Genomic DNA, 15,532 nt, shown 5'->3' on the forward strand with positions numbered 1-15,532 from the left:
GGCCAGGCTATCGAAGGGCGCGGACACCGTGGGATCGGCGCCTCAGCGCCACCAGTCGTCGTGGATCGTCACCGGCGTGGTGCGCTTGTGGCGGCTGCGGAGCCAGATGCCCTCGAGCTTCTCCGCGACCTCGGTAGGGACGTCCTTGCCCTCGAGGTAGTCGTCGATGTCCTCGTACGTCATCCCGAGTTCGGCCTCGTCCGTCTGGCCCGGCGTGCCGTCCAGCAGGTCCGCGGTGGGCACCTTGTTCCACAGGGGCTCGGGGGCGCCGAGTTCGCGGCCCAGCGCCCGCACCTGCCGCTTGTTCAGGCCAGCCAGCGGCAGGACGTCCGCGCCGCCGTCGCCGAACTTCGTGTAGAAGCCCGTGATGGCCTCCGCCGCCTGGTCCGTGCCGATCACCAGCTGCCCGTGGGCGCCGGCCACCGCGTACTGGGCCGTCATGCGGATGCGGGCCTTCACGTTGCCCTGGTTGTAGTCCGAGATCGGCTCCCCCACGGCCTCGGCGAAGGCGGCGGCCAGACCCTGCACGGCCTCCGCGATGTTCAGGGTGACGTCCTGGTCCGCGCCCACGAAGTCCATGGCGGCCCGGGCATCCGCCTCGTCGTGCTGCACCTTGTAGGGCAGGCGCACGGCGGTGAACCGGGGGTTCTCGCGGGAGGGCACGACGTCGGCGCCCACCCCCGCCTCACCCGGCGGGGTGGTGCCGGGGCCGCCCAGGGCGACGGCGTCCGGGACGCCGAGCTGGGCGCGGCGACGCTCGACGGCGAGCTGGGCCAGCCGGCCGCCCACCGTGGAGTCCACGCCGCCGGAGATGCCCAGGACGAAGCCGGACGCGCCCGTGGCCGCGAGGTAGTCGGCGAGGAAGGCCACGCGCCGTTCGACTTCGGCCGCCGGGTCGATCTCGGGGAGGACGCCCTGCTGGGCGATGATCCGCTGCTGGAGTTCACGCATGCCGGTCAGCGTAGGACCGGCCCCGCGCACGGGGACAGGGGCGGTCGGCGACGACGGCTCACGCGTCCGGGTGCCCCAGGTTGCGGGCGATGCGGCGCAGGACGCGGACGGCGTCGTCGATCTGGTCCCGCGGGACGTCCGCCGTCGCCTCGGCACGCAGGGCCTCGACCGCCTCACCCACGCGGGCGCCCGCGGTGCGGCCCGTGGCGGTGAGGGTGTAGAGGTCGCCCTCGACCGTCACCCAGTGGGACTCGACCAGCTCCTCGATCTGACCGGACACCGCGCCGCGCTGCTCCTCCTCGAAGCCGGCCTCGAGCTCGGCGCGGGACTGCGGGGCCACCGTGAGGGTGTTCAGCAGCTGCCACTGGACGCGGGTCAGGCCGTGCTCCTCGAGGCTCTCGGCCACGCGCGCCGCGATCAGGCCCTCGGTGAGGGTGAGCCAGTGCGCCAGGGGCAGGCCGGAGGGATGCTGGACGGGGGCGTCGTCGTGCGGGATCTCGCTCATAACCCGAGCCTAGCCAGGCCGGGACGGAATCGGCAGGGGTGGCCGGGCTCGCACTAGCATGGGCGGCATGACCGACGCGCAGACCCCCACCGTCCCCACGCCCGAGCAGGACCGCGAGCGGCTCAAGCAGCTCATCCAGGAGCTGGCCGTGGTGCACGGCCGGGTGACCCTGTCCTCCGGCAAGGAGGCGGACTACTACGTGGACCTGCGTCGTGTCACCCTGCACCACGAGGCCGCCCCACTGATCGGCCGCGTGATGCTGCGCCTGCTCGAGGAGAACGGGATCGAGTTCGACGCGGTGGGCGGCCTGACCATGGGCGCCGACCCCGTGGCCACCGCGATGATGCATCAGGCCGGCACCGTGGGCCGCGCGCTCGACGCGTTCGTGGTGCGCAAGGCGCAGAAGTCGTACGGCATGGGCCGGCAGGTGGAGGGCCCGGGCGTGGACGGGCGCCGCGTCGTCGTGCTGGAGGACACCTCGACGACGGGCGGCTCCGCGCTCACCGCCGTCGAGGGCGTGCGCAACGCGGGCGGCGACGTCCAGGCCGTGGCCGTGATCGTGGACCGTGCGACCGGCGCCGCCGAGCGCGTGGCCGAGGAGGCGGGGGTGCCGTACCTGTACGCGTTCGGCAAGGACGAGCTCGGCCTCGACTGAGCCTCGGCCGGCCCCGCGCCGCCCGCCTAGAGCCAGTCCGCGCGCTTGAACAGCACGAAGAGGGTGAGGGCCACCGCCAGCATGAGTCCCAGGGCGAACGGATAGCCGAACGCCCAGTGCAGCTCGGGCATGCCGTCGAAGTTCATGCCGTAGACCGAGCCCACCAGCTGCGGCGCGAAGATGATCGCCGCCCAGGACGAGATCTGCTTGACCTGCTCGTTCTGGGCGATCGACTGCTCGGCCAGCCGCTTCGACGCCAGCGTCGAGTCCAGCTCGAGGGCGTTGTTGAGCATCTGGCGCATGGTCATCACGCGCTCGTTGATCTGGACGGCGTGGTCGTGGACGTCGCGCAGGCGGCGCAGGTTCTCCACCTCGAGGCGCGCCTGATCGCTGAGCTCCTCGTCCTCCCAGGCGTGGGCGTCGTCGCGCCGGGGCAGGCCGTCGGCGTCGAGGCGGCGGGTGTCCTCATGCAGGCGGGTGCGCACCTCCTCCTGGAGCTGCTCCACGATGGACGGCAGCGCGCGGATGGCGTGCTGGAAGTTCAGCACCTCGCGGGAGAGCTCGTAGATGCGCCGGGAGACGTGCCCGTCGCCGGCGAAGACCTGGTCCTCGATCTCCGCGATGTCCTGTTCGAGGCCGTCGGCCACCGGGAAGTAGTCGTCCACGACCCGGTCCAGGATCTCCAGGGTGACCTGCCACGGCCCCATCGCGAGGCGCTCGCGGCCCTCCGTCTCCAGGGACCGTCGCACGGCGGCCAGGTCCGGCTCCTCCGCGTGACGCACCGTCACCACGTAGTGCTCACCGGTGAAGACGCTCAGCTCGCCGAACTCCACGGTCTCGGTGCGGTCGACGTAGCGGGCCGGGTGCAGGACCATGAACGAGTCCTCGCCGTAGCGGTCCAGCTTGGCGCGCTCGCCTCCGGCGAGGGCGTCCTCGACGGCGAGCGGGTGCAGGCGCAGCTCCTCCGCGACCGCTTGGAGCTCGGCCACGTCCGGGCGGTACAGGCCCAGCCAGGCCATGCCGCCGGTGCGCTCACACTCCTCCCAGGTGTCCTCGAGGGTGGAGGGGGCGTGGACGCGCCGCCCGTCCACGTACACGGCGTTGTCGATCATGCTCACCCGGACATTCTCCCCGACGGCGGCCCCCGGCGGATTCCAGGATGCGCGCGCTACGGTGGCGCCATGAAGACTCCGCGTCATGCCCCGCCCGTCGTCCGCGACGGCAAGACCCTGCTCCCCGCCCACGCCGTCTCCACGGCCCCGGTCACCGCATTCGGTCTGATCGGCGGCTACCTGACCGCCCGTGAGACCGGCATCCGGCCGCTCGGCGGTGTCGTGCTGGCCGCCGCCGGCCTGTATGCCGGCCGGACGTGGTTGGCCACGCGGGGGCCGGCCGTCACCGGGGGCCTGGCCGCCCTGTACCTCGGCGGCTTCGGCGCCTCCCACCCGCTGGCCAAGAAGATCGGTGCGTGGCCGGCGGTGCTCTCCGTGGCCGCGGTGTCCGCCGGGGCCGCCTGGGCCGCCGTCGACCGGTCCGAGGCCGGCCGCTGAACGAGCCCGCGCCGGCCGAGGACGGCGCCGCGCCCCGCGAGGTCGGCGTCGGGCCGTGGCTCGGCCCGTGGCCGGAGGACCCGCGCTACGACCCGGAGCTGCTCGCGCACGGCGACCGCCGCAACGTGCTCGACCACTACCGCTACTGGAGCCTCGAGGCGATCGTCGCGGACCTCGACGCGCGGCGCCACCCGTTCCACGTGGCCATCGAGAACTGGCAGCACGACCTGAACATCGGCACCGTCGTGCGCACCGCCAACGCGTTCAACGCCGCCGGGGTGCACATCATCGGGCGGCGCCGCTGGAACCGGCGCGGCGCCATGGTCACCGACCGCTACCTGCACGTGCGCCACCACGAGACGGTGGCGGCGTTCACGGAGTGGGCGGCGGGGGAGGGGCTGCCCGTGCTCGGCGTGGACCTGTTCCCCGAGTCGGTGCCGGTGGAGACCTTCGACTTCCCGCGTGCCTGCGTGCTCGTCTTCGGGCAGGAGGGGCCGGGGCTGTCGGCGGAGGTGCGCGCGGCGTCGAGCGCGGTGCTGTCCATCGCGCAGTACGGCTCCACCCGCTCGATCAACGCGGGCGTGGCCGCCGGCATCGCGATGCACGCGTGGATCCGGCAGCACGCGGCCGTCCCCTGAGTCCGGCGCGAGCCAGACGATTCCGCGCTGAAAGGAGCCTCTGGACCGCAGATTCGTCTGGCTCGTGGCGCAGGACGGCGCAGGACGGCGCAGAACGGCGCAGGGTGGCGTCGACGACGTGCGGCGTGACGGCGTCAGCCCGCGAAGGGGCGGGCCGGCAGGCCCGTCACCCCCGGGCGGACGGCGAACAGGGCCCCGGCCAGCGGGTCCTCGCCGCGCTCCAGGTTCTCCCAGGAGGTGGTGATGTAGAGGGTGCCGAGGTCGTCGCCGCCGAACGTGCACGCCGTCGTCTTCTGCACGGGCACCTCGACCACCTCGTCGAGCGTCCCCTCGGGCGTGTACCGGTGGATCTGCCCGTGGCTGATCACGGCCACCCAGATGCCGCCCTCGGCGTCCACGGTGAGTCCGTCCGGCTTGCCCTCGCCGTCGAGCACGTCCACGAGCACGCGCCGGTTCGTCAGGCCCTCCTCGCGGGAGTAGTCGAACACGGCCACCTGCCGCGTGGGGGTGTCGTTGTAGTAGGCCCGCGTGCCGTCCGGGCTCCACTCCAGGCCGTTGGACGTCGTCGCGCCGGTCAGCACGACGTCCACCTCGCCGGCGCCGCCGTCGGGTCCGGGGGCGAGCCGGTAGAGGTTCGCGGCGCCGGGGGTCTTGGCGTACGCCATGGTGCCGCAGTGGAACCGGCCGTCCGGGTCGCAGCCGCCCTCGTTCATCCGGATCCCGGCGTCCGCGCCCCACAGCTCGGGCAGCGTCGTCAGCTCGCCCTCGGGCGAGATCAGGGCGAAGCCCCGCTCCACCGCGACGACGGCGCCACCCCCCGCACGCGGGCGCAGCGCGGCGGCCACGTCCCCGACGTGCGTGCGGTCCACCGTGCCGTCGGCGCGCAGGGACAGGACGTCCCCGGCGAGCATGTCCACCCAGCGCAGGCCGCCGCCGGCGGTCACGCCCTCGGCGGCGCTGCCCCACGAGGCGGCCCAGACGGGGCCCTCGCCGTGGTAGGTGATGGGATCGGTGACCTGCTCGGCGCGCATGACTGCTCCTTCGGTGGGCGGGACGGTCCTGGCCCCGACGCTAGCCGAGGCTCAGAACCACCCGCACGAGTCGGCGGTCCAGCGGTCGGCGAGGGTCGCGTCCAGGAACGCCCCCATCCGCGGCAGCGAGGCCACGTGGCCGCCCACGTGGGTCGGGGTGAGGAGCGGGTCAAAACGCACCCGTGCCCCTTCCGCGCACCAGCGGCGGCCCAGGTCGCGGCCGGTGCGGTACGGGATGACGTCGTCCGTGACGGAGTGCGCGATCATCACCGGCACGTCCGGACGGCGGCCCGGTGCGCCGATCCGCTGCTCGGCGAGGATCCCGGCCAGCTCGGCGTCGGAGCGGACGAGCTCAGGGAAGTCCTGCCCCGTGTGGGTCAGCGTGGCGGAGTCGAGGTGCGCGTAGGCGAGGCTGCCTGCCACGCAGGTCTCGGCCGCGCCGGCGAGGGCCGTCAGGCCGGTCTCGTTGAGGTGCGTGGCCGGGTCCACGTCGTACGCGGCGAGCTGCCCGGCCATCGCGTAGAGCAGGAAGGCCGCGTACAGGCCGCCGTCGATCCGGTCCGCGACCTGCACGAGGTCGGCCGGCGGGGCGCCCACGTAGGCGCCCTTGAGGTCCAGCTCCGGGGCGTAGTCGGACGCGAGCTCGGCGGCGGCCGCGGCCGCCCCGCCGCCCTGCGAGTAGCCCGCGAGCGCGACCGGCGCGGTCGAGGTGACGCCCGACCCCGAGACCTGGGCGGCCGCGCGCACCGCGTCGAGGACGGCGTGCGCCTGGGCCTCCCGGACCATGTAGGTGTGCGTGCCCGGGGTGCCCAGGCCCTCGTAGTCGGTGACCACCACGGCGTGGCCGCGGCTCAGCAGGGACGTGATCCCGACGCCTTCGTACTGCGCGCCGGTCGAGAGGGTGCGCGAGGGGGCGCAGCGGTCCGCCGCGCCCTGGGTGCCCACCGCGTAGCCGATCACGGGGCGCTCGCCGCCGCCCGTCCAGGGGGCGGTGGGGGTCAGCACGGTGCCGGTCACGGCGACGGGTCGGCCCTGGGCGTCCTGCGAGGCGTACATGATGCGCGTGGCGTGCGCGGGCACCTGCACCAGCCGCACGGGATCCAGATAGAAGGCGGCGGGCTCGCTGCGGATCAGGGCGCCGGGGGTCGCGGGCACGACGGCGGGCGGCAGGTAGAAGGGGTCGTCGACCGAGGCGGCCGCCAGGGCGTCCCGGGCCGCGTTCCAGCGGGCGTCCTCGGCCGTCGTGGCCGGCTGCGAGAGGTCCGCGACGGCGGAGCTCACCTCCGGCGCGTCCGGGGCCGGGGCGGACTCCTGGGCCAGGGCAGCGTGCGGCGCGCCGAACCCGGCGACGACGGCCACGGCGGCGGCCAGGGCGAGGGGGCGGGAGGGGCGGCGTGCGGGGGCCATGGCGGTCTCCGGTCTCTCGGATGTGAATGTGACGCAGCTCACCCTAGGCCAGCGACGGGCCCGTGCCCAGGCCGGCGTCGCCGTCGGGCCCGGGGCCCTGGGGCGGGTCCGGCCGCGCGGATAGGATGAGCCCGAGGGCGGCGCGCCCGCCGCGCTCCCCCGCCTGCCCGAGTCGACGACGCCTAGGAGCTGCAGCATGCCCATCGCATCCCCGGAGAAGTACGCCGAGATGATCGACGCCGCCAAGAACGGCGCCTTCGCCTACCCGGCGATCAACGTCACCAGCTCCCAGACCCTGAACGCCGCCATCCGCGGCTTCGCCGAGGCCGGCTCGGACGGCATCATCCAGGTCTCCACCGGCGGCGCCGCCTACTTCTCCGGCTCCTCCGTGAAGGACATGGTCGCCGGCTCGCTGGCCTTCGCGGCGTTCGCGCGCGAGGTCGCCAAGAAGTACTCCGTGAACATCGCCCTGCACACGGACCACTGCCCCCAGGACAAGCTCGAGGGCTTCGTCCTGCCCCTGCTGGACGCCTCCGAGGCCGAGGTGAAGGCCGGGCGCGACCCGATCTTCAACTCCCACATGTGGGACGGCTCCGCCGAGACCCTCGAGGAGAACCTGCGGATCGGCCGCGAGCTGCTCGCCCGCACCCACGCCAACAAGCAGATCCTCGAGGTGGAGATCGGCGTCGTGGGCGGCGAGGAGGACGGCGTGGCCCACGAGATCAACGAGAAGCTCTACACCACCGTGGCGGACGGCATCGCCACGGTGGAGGCCCTCGGCCTCGGCGAGCACGGTCGCTACCTCACCGCGCTGACCTTCGGCAACGTGCACGGCGTCTACAAGCCGGGCAACGTGAAGCTGCGCCCGGAGATCCTGCAGGAGATCCAGCAGGCCGTGGGCGAGAAGTTCGGCAAGGAGCGCCCGTTCGACCTCGTGTTCCACGGCGGCTCCGGCTCCGCCGCCCAGGAGATCGCCGACTCGGTGGAGTACGGCGTCGTGAAGATGAACGTGGACACGGACACCCAGTACGCGTTCACCCGCCCGGTGGCCGGGCACATGTTCGAGAACTACGACGGCGTCCTGAAGGTCGACGGCGAGGTCGGCGACAAGAAGCAGTACGACCCCCGCGTGTGGGGCGCCAAGGCCGAGGAGGCCATGGCCGCCCGCGTGGTCCAGGCCTGCACCGAGCTGAACTCGGCCGGCAAGAGCATCGGCTGACCCCGCCGTCCGCCGCGCCGGCCCGCACCCTCGCGTGAGGGTGCGGGCCGGCGTCGTCCTCAGCCCTCCCGCTCCTCCTGGGCCTGGAGGAACTCGAAGACCTCACGCTCGTCCACACCGGGGAAGGTCTGCGTGGGCATGGCCGCCAGCAGATGCGCGTGCATGCGGGCCGCGGGCCACACGTGCCCGCCCCACGCGGCCTCGAGCTCGGGGTCGGGGCGGCGGCAGCAGCGCGGATCGGGGCACGTGGAGGTGACCCGGTGGCGGGTGTCCGCGCCGCGGAAGTACCGGGCATGCTCGAACGGGGTGCCCACGGAGAGGGCGAACAGCCCGTCGGGGCCGTTCTCGATCATCGAGGTGCACCAGAACGTCCCGTTGGGCGAGTCCGTGTACTGCGTGTGGGCGCGGAACCGGTCGTTGCGGGAGAAGGCCTGCCGTGCGCCCCACTTCCGGCACGCCTGCTGGCCCTCGATCGCACCGGTGTGGTCGGCGGGGAACACGATCCCGTCGTTCTCGTAGGCCTTGTGGATCACCCCGGTCTCGTGGACCTTCTGGAAGTGGCAGCGGATGCCCAGGTCCACGGTGGCCAGGTTGGTGAACCGGTGCGCGGCGGCCTCGTAGGAGACGCCGAACGCGTCCTTCAGGTCGTCCACGGACAGGTCCCGGCGCTTCTGGGCGGCCCGCAGCAGCGACGACGCCGCCCGCTGCGGCATGAGCAGCGCGCCCGCCAGGTAGTTCACCGCCACACGCTGGGCGAGGAAGTCCTCGTAGTCCCGCGGCTCGCCGTGGCCCAGGACGGCGGCGGCGAGGGCCTGGAGCACCACGGTGCGGCGGTCGTGGTCCGAGGAGCGGGAGCCGCTGATGTGGATGCGCCCGTGCTTGAGGTCCGTGACGGAGCGCGTGGAGTGCGGCAGGTCCGGGACGAAGCGCAGGGTGAAGCCGAGGTGCTCGGCCAGCTCCGAGACCGCGTGCAGGCCCAGCGGCCCGCCCGTGTGGCCGATCGCGTCGAGCAGCCGATGCGCCTCGGCCTCGAGGTCGGGGTAGTGATTGTCCACCGCGCGCATCCGGGCGCGCAGCTGGGCGTTGGCGCGGCGCGCCTCCTCGGGGGTGGCGGCCTGCTCCTCCAGGCGACGGCGCAGCTCGGCCTCCAGCCCCGCGATCACCTCGAGGACCTCGGTGGGGGTGCGGGGCCCGATGCGCAGCGGCGGCAGGCCGAGGGAGGCGTAGTGCTCCGAGCGCGCGAACCGTTCGACCTCGATCTCCAGTTCGGCCCGCCGGGTGGGGGCCCGGCCGGTGAGCAGGTCCTCGACCGGCACGCCCAGGACCTCCGCGATCCGCTGGACCAGCGAGAGCCGCGGCTCGCGGCGGGCGTTCTCCACGAGGGACAGGTGGGAGCCGCTCACTCCCGTGCGCTCCGCGAGCTGGTCCAGGGTGAGGCCGGCCTGCTTGCGCAGGTGCCGGACGCGGCGGCCCAGCGCGACGGTGTCCACGGTCGCGCTGTCCTCGGGAAGCGGGCGGGTCATCATGCGCGGAACTGTAGACGGAACCGGGGAGGAGATCACGTGTGACGGAAAGAAAGTCACATTCTTGACAAGCGGGGGGCCGTTGCCGTGATCCATGCCACATGGGGGCGCAAGGACTGTCACGTTCTGACCCAGTGGCAGGAACGGCCGGAGTTTCCACCGATTTTGTGCTCCAGAGGGCCTTGCCCGGGGCCAAGGTGGATGTCAACGGCAGCGACGGACACGTCGCACCGAACCCTTCACGAACCGGACCGATCCTCAGGAGGACGTCATGACCACCCAGCCCCACCACTCCACTCCCGCCTCCGCCGAACAGCTCCAGCACGACTGGGACAACAACCCCCGCTGGGCCGGCGTCGAGCGCAGCTTCACCGCCGAGGACGTCGTCCGTCTCCGCGGCCGCATCCAGGAGGAGCACACGCTGGCCCGCCGCGGCGCCGAGAAGCTGTGGACCCAGCTGAAGGACGAGAACGCCCGCGGTGAGTTCACCAACGCCCTCGGCGCCCTCACCGGCAACCAGGCCGTCCAGCAGGTCAAGGCCGGGCTGCGCGCCATCTACCTCTCCGGCTGGCAGGTCGCCGCGGACGCCAACCTCTCTGGCCACACGTACCCGGACCAGTCCCTGTACCCGGCCAACTCCGTGCCGCAGGTGGTGCGCCGCATCAACAACGCCCTGCTGCGCGCGGACCAGATCGAGCACGCCGAGGGCGTCAGCAGCGTCGAGGACTGGCTCGTGCCGATCGTGGCCGACGCCGAGGCCGGCTTCGGCGGCCCGCTCAACGCCTACGAGCTCATGAAGTCGATGATCACCGCCGGCGCCTCCGGTGTGCACTGGGAGGACCAGCTGGCCTCCGAGAAGAAGTGCGGCCACCTCGGCGGCAAGGTGCTCATCCCCACCGGCCAGCACATCCGCACGCTCAACGCCGCCCGCCTGGCCGCCGACGTCGCCGACGTGCCCAGCGTGATCATCGCCCGCACCGATGCCGAGGCGGCCACCCTGATCACCTCGGACGTGGACGAGCGCGACGCCGAGTTCATCACCGGTGAGCGCACCGCGGAGGGCTTCTACAAGGTCCGCAACGGCGTCGAGCCCTGCATCGCCCGCGCCAAGGCCTACGCCCCCCACGCGGACCTGATCTGGATGGAGACCGGCACGCCGGACCTCGAGCTGGCCCGGAAGTTCGCCGAGGCCGTCAAGGCCGAGTTCCCGGACCAGATGCTGGCCTACAACTGCTCGCCGTCCTTCAACTGGAAGAAGAACCTCGACGACGACACCATCGCCAAGTTCCAGCGCGAGCTGGGCGCCATGGGCTACACCTTCCAGTTCATCACGCTGGCCGGCTTCCACGCCCTGAACCACTCGATGTTCGACCTGGCCAAGGGATACAACGAGCGCCAGATGTCCGCGTACGTCGAGCTGCAGGAGCGCGAGTTCGCCGACGAGGCCCGCGGCTACACCGCGACCAAGCACCAGCGCGAGGTCGGCACCGGCTACTTCGACGCCGTGTCCACCGCCATCAACCCGGACAGCTCCACGGTGGCCCTGGCGGGCTCCACGGAGTCCGGCCAGTTCCACTGATCCGCTCAGCCGAGACCGCGAGGAGGCAGTCCCATGAGCCCGCAGACCACGACCCCCACCCTGCACGAGATCCATGCCGACGACGTTCGGGAGCACACGCCCCTGCCGCATGACGTGAGCACCCAGGCCATCCCCGTCGTCATCCCCGAGGGCGCCGCCCCCGTGGTGACCGTCCACGGGCCGGTCGACGGGCGGCAGGCCGAGATCCTCACGGACGAGGCGCTGGCGTTCCTCGGCCGCCTGCACCGGCTGGCCGAGGACCGCCGCCGGCGGCTGCTCGAGGAGCGGGAGTACACCCGGCGCCGCATCACCGACGGCTGGAACCCGCACTACCTGCGGTCCACCCGCCGGGTCCGCGAGGACGACTCCTGGCGTGTGGCGCCGCTGGCCCCCGGCCTGCAGGACCGCCGCGTGGAGATCACCGGCCCCGTGGATCGGAAGATGACGATCAACGCCCTCAACTCGGGCGCCTCGGGCTGGCTCGCCGACTTCGAGGACTCCTCGACGCCGTCCTGGGACCGGATGCTGGACGGGCAGGTCAACCTGTTCGACGCGATCCGCGACCAGATCGACTTCACCTCCCCCGAGGGCAAGGAGTACCGGCTGCGCGAGCGCGAGCTCACGGACCGGCCGACCATCATCGTCCGCCCGCGCGGCTGGCACCTCCTCGAGGACCACATCCGCGTGGACGGCGAGCCGATGGCCGGCGCCCTCGTGGACTTCGGCCTGTACTTCTTCCACAACGCCGACGAGCTGATCCGCCGCGGCCACGGCCCGTACTTCTACCTGCCCAAGCTCGAGTCCCATCTCGAGGCGCGGCTGTGGAACTGCGTGTTCGTGGCGGCGCAGGACGAGCTGGGCATCCCCCAGGGCACCATCCGGGCCACCGTGCTGATCGAGACGATCACCGCGGCGTTCCAGATGGAGGAGATCCTGTACCAGCTGCGCAACCACGCCGCGGGCCTCAACGCCGGCCGCTGGGACTACATCTTCTCCATCATCAAGAACTTCCGGGACCGCGGGGCCGAGTTCGTCCTCCCGGACCGCTCGGAGGTGACCATGACCCAGCCGATGATGCGGGCCTACACGGAGCAGCTGGTCCGGGCCTGCCACCGGCGCGGCGCCTCGGCGATCGGCGGCATGTCTGCCGTGATCCCGGACCGCCGGAACGAGGAGGCCAACGCCGCCGCGCTGGAGAAGGTGCGCGCGGACAAGGCCCGCGAGGCCGGCGACGGCTTCGACGGCTCGTGGGTGGCGCACCCGGACCTCGTGCCGGTCGCCCGGGAGGAGTTCGACGCCGTGCTCGGCGAGGCCCCGAACCAGATCCGCACCCGCCGCCGCGAGGACGTGGTGCCGGACGAGGCCGCCCTGCTCGACGTCGCCGCGACCACGGGCTCGGTGACCGAGGCCGGCGTGCGGATGAACATCGAGGTCGGGATCCGCTACATCGAGTCCTGGCTGCGGGGGAACGGCGCCGCCGCGATCCACGGACTCATGGAGGACGCCGCCACGGCGGAGATCTCCCGGTCCCAGATCTGGCAGTGGGCACACAACGGCACCGGTGTGCAGCTGACCGAGGGCGGCGTGCGGACCGCCAACCGCGGCTGGATGGAGCAGCTGATCCGCGAGGAGCACGCTCGGATCCTCGCCGGCCCGCTGCCCGAGGGCCACCGGTTCGAGGACGCGGTGCGCGTGTTCTGCGAGTCGGCCCTGCCGCCGGAGTACCCGGCGTTCCTCACCCTGGGCGCGTACCGCCGGCACTTCGCCGGTCAGGACGACGCCGCGGCGAAGGCCTGATCCGCCGGGCCCCACGACGACGGCCGGTCACCTCACGAGGTGACCGGCCGTCGTCGTGCCGGGTGTCAGTCCCCGGACGTGGAGGGGGACGGGGAGGCCGAAGTCGACTTCGTCGGTGACGGGCTGGCCGACGCCGAGGCGGACGCCTCCGCGGCCCGCTGGGATTCGGCGGCCTCCCGCGCGGCGCCCTGGAACGGCCGCGGCGGCTGGCCGGGGGCCACGGGGCCGGGGGCGCCCTCGGGGCGGTCGATCGTGGACTGGTTGTTCAGCAGCTCGTCGGGCACGCGGCCGGTGGGGATCTCCCGGGCCTGGGCCAGGGTCTCCTCGTCCATCTGCGCGTTCAGGAAGAACGGCGAGCTGAGCTTGATGACCTCCTGGAAGTCCCCGGCGTCCTTCAGCACGGTGTCCGCGAGGTGGTCGCGGGTCTCGGTGACGAGGGTGGTGCTCTGCGCGACCGGCGAGTTCTTCACCTGGGTGAGGCCGCCGTTGGCGTCGCCGAAGCCCTCCATGGAGCCCATGGTCACGGAGACCATCTCGCTGCCGTCCTCGGAGCAGGCCCACGCGGTGCGCTGGGGCAGCAGGGGGGCGCCGTCCTGGCCGCCGACCATGCCGGGGCGCAGCAGGGCGAGCAGCCCCTTGCCGGTCTTCGGGTCGAACGTGTACTCGTCCGCCACGGCGGCGGGCTCCTCCTGGCACCACTCCAGGCGGGAGCCGTCGAGGTTGTGCTGGTAGTGGACCTGCGCCAGGGGCATGCCGGGGCTGTACTCGAAGTAGCCGTTGTAGACGCAGGTGAGGAACTCGTGGGTCTCGTCCTGCGAGGCGAACAGCTGCACGATCTCGATGTTCGAGCTGTCCGGGATGTGCGTGGCGACGGCGTCCAGGGTGCGCTGGTCCAGGACGTCGCGCGTGCAGTCCATCACGGAGACGGTGTCGTTGCGGACCGCGGCCGTGTTCTTCCAGGCCTCGGTGGCGGCGCCGTCCTTGATGCCCGGGCCGACGGTCTCGAACGCCTGACGCGGCTCGGCGCGCGGGGTGCCCTCGGCGGACTCCGACGCGAGGGCCTCACGGACGCGGGACGCCGCGGCGGACGCGGGGTCGGTGGGGCTCTCCGTGGCCGAGCCGGCCGCGGCCGAGGCCGCCGATCCGCTGGGCGCCGCGGCGGTCGACGAGGCGGGCTCACCGGACTGGCCGGCCGAGCCGCAGCCGGCCAGGGCGAGGGCGAGGGCGGCGACGCCGACGGCCAGCGGGGCACGGCGGCGGGCGGGCGCGGGGTGGGTCATGGAGGCTCCTTCGACGGCATCGGCGGCCCGGCCCCGGGAGCGTGGGGCTGCGGACGGACGCTGCGCCTACGGTACCGGACCGTCCTGGACGCGGGGACGGCGATCCGTCCGGCGTCCGGCGCCGTCGATAGACTCGGCCGCGACCGCATCGTCCGCGAGGAGAAGAGGCATCCCATGTCCGAGTCCCTGATCGGCAAGAACCTGATGGAGCCGCCGGCCACGCGCCTGCCGGAGGAGCCGGAGGTGCTGGCCCGGCTCGAGGCAGGTGACCTGCCCGAGGACATCGTGCCGGTGGCGCCCGAGTCCTCCCTGGTGTGGGCGCTCATGGCGGAGGACGCGTGGGCCGAGGGCCGGACCGTGGACTCCTATGCGTACGCCCGCGTCGGCTACCACCGGGGTCTGGACGCGCTGCGCCGGGCGGGGTGGCGCGGCGCCGGCCCGGTGCCGTACGCCCACGAGCCCAACCGCGGCTTCCTGCGCGCCCTGTACGCGCTGGGCCGCGCGGCCGCCGGGATCGGGGAGTCCGAGGAGGTCGAGCGCATCCGCACCTTCCTGCGGGACTCGGACCCCACGGCCGCAGAGCAGATCGAGGCCGGCCAGGGCCGCGCCCAGGGCTGAGCGGAGCCGTGGCCAAGCTCTACTTCCGCTACGGGGCCATGAACTCCGGCAAGTCCACGGGCCTGCTGCAGGCCGCCTTCAACTACGAGGAGCGCGGCCAGCGGGTGCTGCTGGCCAAGCCGGAGGTGGACGTGAAGGGGGAGGGCGACGTCGTCTCCCGCCTCGGTGTGACCCGCGCCGTGGACTTCCTCGTCCCGGCGGGCGCGGACGTGCGGGAGCTGTTCCGCCGGCACGCCACCGGTGACGACCCGGACGCCCTCGTGGGGCACGTGGAGGCCCCGCCCGTGGCGTGTCTGCTCGTGGACGAGGCACAGTTCCTCGAGCCGGCGCAGGTGGACGACCTGCTGCGCATCGCCGTGCTCGACGGCGTCCCCGTGATCGCCTACGGACTGCGCACCGACTTCCGCACCCGCTCCTTCCCGGGCTCCGCGCGGCTGCTGGAGCTGGCGCACTCCCTCGAGGAGCTGAAGACCATCTGCCGGTGCGGCCGGAAGGCGGTGTTCAACACGCGCAAGGTCGTTGACCCGGCCACGGGCGCCGAGCACTTCGTGTTCGAGGGGGACCAGGTGGCGATCGACGGTGTCCAGGTGACCTACGAGTCCCTGTGCGGCACGTGCTACCTGGCGGAGTCCGGCGGTGCCCTGGGCTGAGGCGGCCATTGCCAGGCAACTGCCAGGCTGCGTGACGGCTGCGCCCATGCTCGGTTCGTACGGTGGAACCACTTCATCGAGGTGCGAGTGATGAAGGTGCGAGTGATGACAGGCGAAGGGCCCCGGTGA

General features: G+C 72.9%; 15 protein-coding genes. 8 read left to right on the top strand and 7 right to left on the bottom strand.

Annotated elements, in window-relative coordinates:
* Nucleotides 1–42 precede the first annotated feature (42 nt).
* Together nadE and ACUW6W_RS06295 are read right to left on the bottom strand one after the other, a co-directional pair.
* On the bottom strand, nucleotides 43–951 hold the full coding sequence (gene nadE / locus ACUW6W_RS06290; RefSeq protein WP_036316784.1) for an ammonia-dependent NAD(+) synthetase: 909 nt from the start codon (nucleotides 949–951) through the stop codon (nucleotides 43–45).
* A gap of 58 nt (nucleotides 952–1,009) precedes the next feature.
* Nucleotides 1,010–1,456, bottom strand: a complete 447-nt coding sequence (locus ACUW6W_RS06295) for a MarR family winged helix-turn-helix transcriptional regulator (RefSeq protein WP_036316787.1) — start codon at nucleotides 1,454–1,456, stop codon at nucleotides 1,010–1,012.
* A gap of 58 nt (nucleotides 1,457–1,514) precedes the next feature.
* Between ACUW6W_RS06295 and pyrE the strand changes: the two genes are divergently transcribed.
* Nucleotides 1,515–2,111, top strand: coding sequence for an orotate phosphoribosyltransferase (pyrE, locus tag ACUW6W_RS06300; RefSeq protein ID WP_036316789.1), 597 nt, complete (start codon nucleotides 1,515–1,517; stop codon nucleotides 2,109–2,111).
* Between the two features lie 26 nt (nucleotides 2,112–2,137).
* Here the strand turns inward: pyrE and ACUW6W_RS06305 are convergent, their stop codons facing one another.
* Nucleotides 2,138–3,223 carry a magnesium and cobalt transport protein CorA gene (locus tag ACUW6W_RS06305; RefSeq protein WP_036316798.1) on the bottom strand — a complete coding sequence of 362 codons (1,086 nt, stop codon included), beginning with the start codon at nucleotides 3,221–3,223 and terminating at the stop codon, nucleotides 2,138–2,140.
* Nucleotides 3,224–3,292: 69 nt separating this feature from the next.
* Between ACUW6W_RS06305 and ACUW6W_RS06310 the strand changes: the two genes are divergently transcribed.
* Nucleotides 3,293–3,661, top strand: a complete 369-nt coding sequence (locus ACUW6W_RS06310; protein WP_036316791.1) for a hypothetical protein — start codon at nucleotides 3,293–3,295, stop codon at nucleotides 3,659–3,661.
* Entirely contained in the window at nucleotides 3,658–4,299 is a 642-nt protein-coding gene (locus ACUW6W_RS06315) for a TrmH family RNA methyltransferase (RefSeq protein ID WP_223247569.1), read from the top strand. The genes ACUW6W_RS06310 and ACUW6W_RS06315 overlap by 4 nt, the downstream gene beginning before the upstream one ends.
* Before the next feature lie 134 nt (nucleotides 4,300–4,433).
* Here the strand turns inward: ACUW6W_RS06315 and ACUW6W_RS06320 are convergent, their stop codons facing one another.
* Both ACUW6W_RS06320 and ACUW6W_RS06325 read right to left on the bottom strand, forming a co-directional pair.
* Nucleotides 4,434–5,330 carry an SMP-30/gluconolactonase/LRE family protein gene (locus ACUW6W_RS06320; RefSeq protein WP_041103614.1) on the bottom strand — a complete coding sequence of 299 codons (897 nt, stop codon included), beginning with the start codon at nucleotides 5,328–5,330 and terminating at the stop codon, nucleotides 4,434–4,436.
* 51 nt (nucleotides 5,331–5,381) lie between these two features.
* Complete coding sequence (locus ACUW6W_RS06325) at nucleotides 5,382–6,737, bottom strand: lipase family protein (protein WP_041103615.1); 1,356 nt, start codon at nucleotides 6,735–6,737, stop codon at nucleotides 5,382–5,384.
* A 196-nt stretch (nucleotides 6,738–6,933) separates the two neighbouring features.
* Here ACUW6W_RS06325 and fbaA point away from each other — a divergent pair, with 196 nt between their 5' ends.
* A complete protein-coding gene (gene fbaA / locus ACUW6W_RS06330) occupies nucleotides 6,934–7,956 on the top strand; it encodes a class II fructose-bisphosphate aldolase (protein ID WP_041103616.1) in 1,023 nt (340 codons plus the stop codon).
* Nucleotides 7,957–8,015: 59 nt separating this feature from the next.
* On the opposite strand, the gene ACUW6W_RS06335 is transcribed toward fbaA, so the two are convergent.
* Complete coding sequence (locus ACUW6W_RS06335; protein WP_044658650.1) at nucleotides 8,016–9,482, bottom strand: helix-turn-helix domain-containing protein; 1,467 nt, start codon at nucleotides 9,480–9,482, stop codon at nucleotides 8,016–8,018.
* A gap of 268 nt (nucleotides 9,483–9,750) precedes the next feature.
* Between ACUW6W_RS06335 and aceA the strand changes: the two genes are divergently transcribed.
* Nucleotides 9,751–11,058, top strand: coding sequence for an isocitrate lyase (gene aceA / locus ACUW6W_RS06340; RefSeq protein ID WP_012750705.1), 1,308 nt, complete (start codon nucleotides 9,751–9,753; stop codon nucleotides 11,056–11,058).
* Nucleotides 11,059–11,091: 33 nt separating this feature from the next.
* Complete coding sequence (gene aceB / locus ACUW6W_RS06345) at nucleotides 11,092–12,855, top strand: malate synthase A (RefSeq protein ID WP_080772563.1); 1,764 nt, start codon at nucleotides 11,092–11,094, stop codon at nucleotides 12,853–12,855.
* Between the two features lie 65 nt (nucleotides 12,856–12,920).
* Here aceB and ACUW6W_RS06350 read toward each other — a convergent pair whose 3' ends face one another.
* Complete coding sequence (locus ACUW6W_RS06350; protein WP_230277948.1) at nucleotides 12,921–14,135, bottom strand: hypothetical protein; 1,215 nt, start codon at nucleotides 14,133–14,135, stop codon at nucleotides 12,921–12,923.
* A gap of 174 nt (nucleotides 14,136–14,309) precedes the next feature.
* Here ACUW6W_RS06350 and ACUW6W_RS06355 point away from each other — a divergent pair, with 174 nt between their 5' ends.
* Nucleotides 14,310–14,753, top strand: coding sequence for a DUF3151 domain-containing protein (locus tag ACUW6W_RS06355; RefSeq protein ID WP_012750707.1), 444 nt, complete (start codon nucleotides 14,310–14,312; stop codon nucleotides 14,751–14,753).
* A gap of 8 nt (nucleotides 14,754–14,761) precedes the next feature.
* On the top strand, nucleotides 14,762–15,403 hold the full coding sequence (locus ACUW6W_RS06360) for a thymidine kinase (RefSeq protein ID WP_010079593.1): 642 nt from the start codon (nucleotides 14,762–14,764) through the stop codon (nucleotides 15,401–15,403).
* Nucleotides 15,404–15,532 lie beyond the last annotated feature (129 nt).

It is taken from the genome of Micrococcus sp. 093350064-1 (assembly GCF_053627955.1).

Excerpts from the sequence above, each read along its gene's own strand:
- ACUW6W_RS06325 (WP_041103615.1), bottom strand. The coding sequence starts at position 6,737 with ATGGCCCCCGCACGCCGCCCCTCCCGCCCCCTCGCCCTGGCCGCCGCC.
- ACUW6W_RS06320 (WP_041103614.1), bottom strand. The coding sequence starts at position 5,330 with ATGCGCGCCGAGCAGGTCACCGATCCCATCACCTACCACGGCGAGGGC.
- ACUW6W_RS06335 (WP_044658650.1), bottom strand. The coding sequence starts at position 9,482 with ATGATGACCCGCCCGCTTCCCGAGGACAGCGCGACCGTGGACACCGTC.
- ACUW6W_RS06310 (WP_036316791.1), top strand. The coding sequence starts at position 3,293 with ATGAAGACTCCGCGTCATGCCCCGCCCGTCGTCCGCGACGGCAAGACC.
- aceB (WP_080772563.1), top strand. The coding sequence starts at position 11,092 with ATGAGCCCGCAGACCACGACCCCCACCCTGCACGAGATCCATGCCGAC.
- fbaA (WP_041103616.1), top strand. The coding sequence starts at position 6,934 with ATGCCCATCGCATCCCCGGAGAAGTACGCCGAGATGATCGACGCCGCC.
- ACUW6W_RS06305 (WP_036316798.1), bottom strand. The coding sequence starts at position 3,223 with ATGATCGACAACGCCGTGTACGTGGACGGGCGGCGCGTCCACGCCCCC.
- ACUW6W_RS06295 (WP_036316787.1), bottom strand. The coding sequence starts at position 1,456 with ATGAGCGAGATCCCGCACGACGACGCCCCCGTCCAGCATCCCTCCGGC.
- aceA (WP_012750705.1), top strand. The coding sequence starts at position 9,751 with ATGACCACCCAGCCCCACCACTCCACTCCCGCCTCCGCCGAACAGCTC.
- pyrE (WP_036316789.1), top strand. The coding sequence starts at position 1,515 with ATGGGCGGCATGACCGACGCGCAGACCCCCACCGTCCCCACGCCCGAG.
- ACUW6W_RS06350 (WP_230277948.1), bottom strand. The coding sequence starts at position 14,135 with ATGACCCACCCCGCGCCCGCCCGCCGCCGTGCCCCGCTGGCCGTCGGC.
- ACUW6W_RS06355 (WP_012750707.1), top strand. The coding sequence starts at position 14,310 with ATGTCCGAGTCCCTGATCGGCAAGAACCTGATGGAGCCGCCGGCCACG.
- nadE (WP_036316784.1), bottom strand. The coding sequence starts at position 951 with ATGCGTGAACTCCAGCAGCGGATCATCGCCCAGCAGGGCGTCCTCCCC.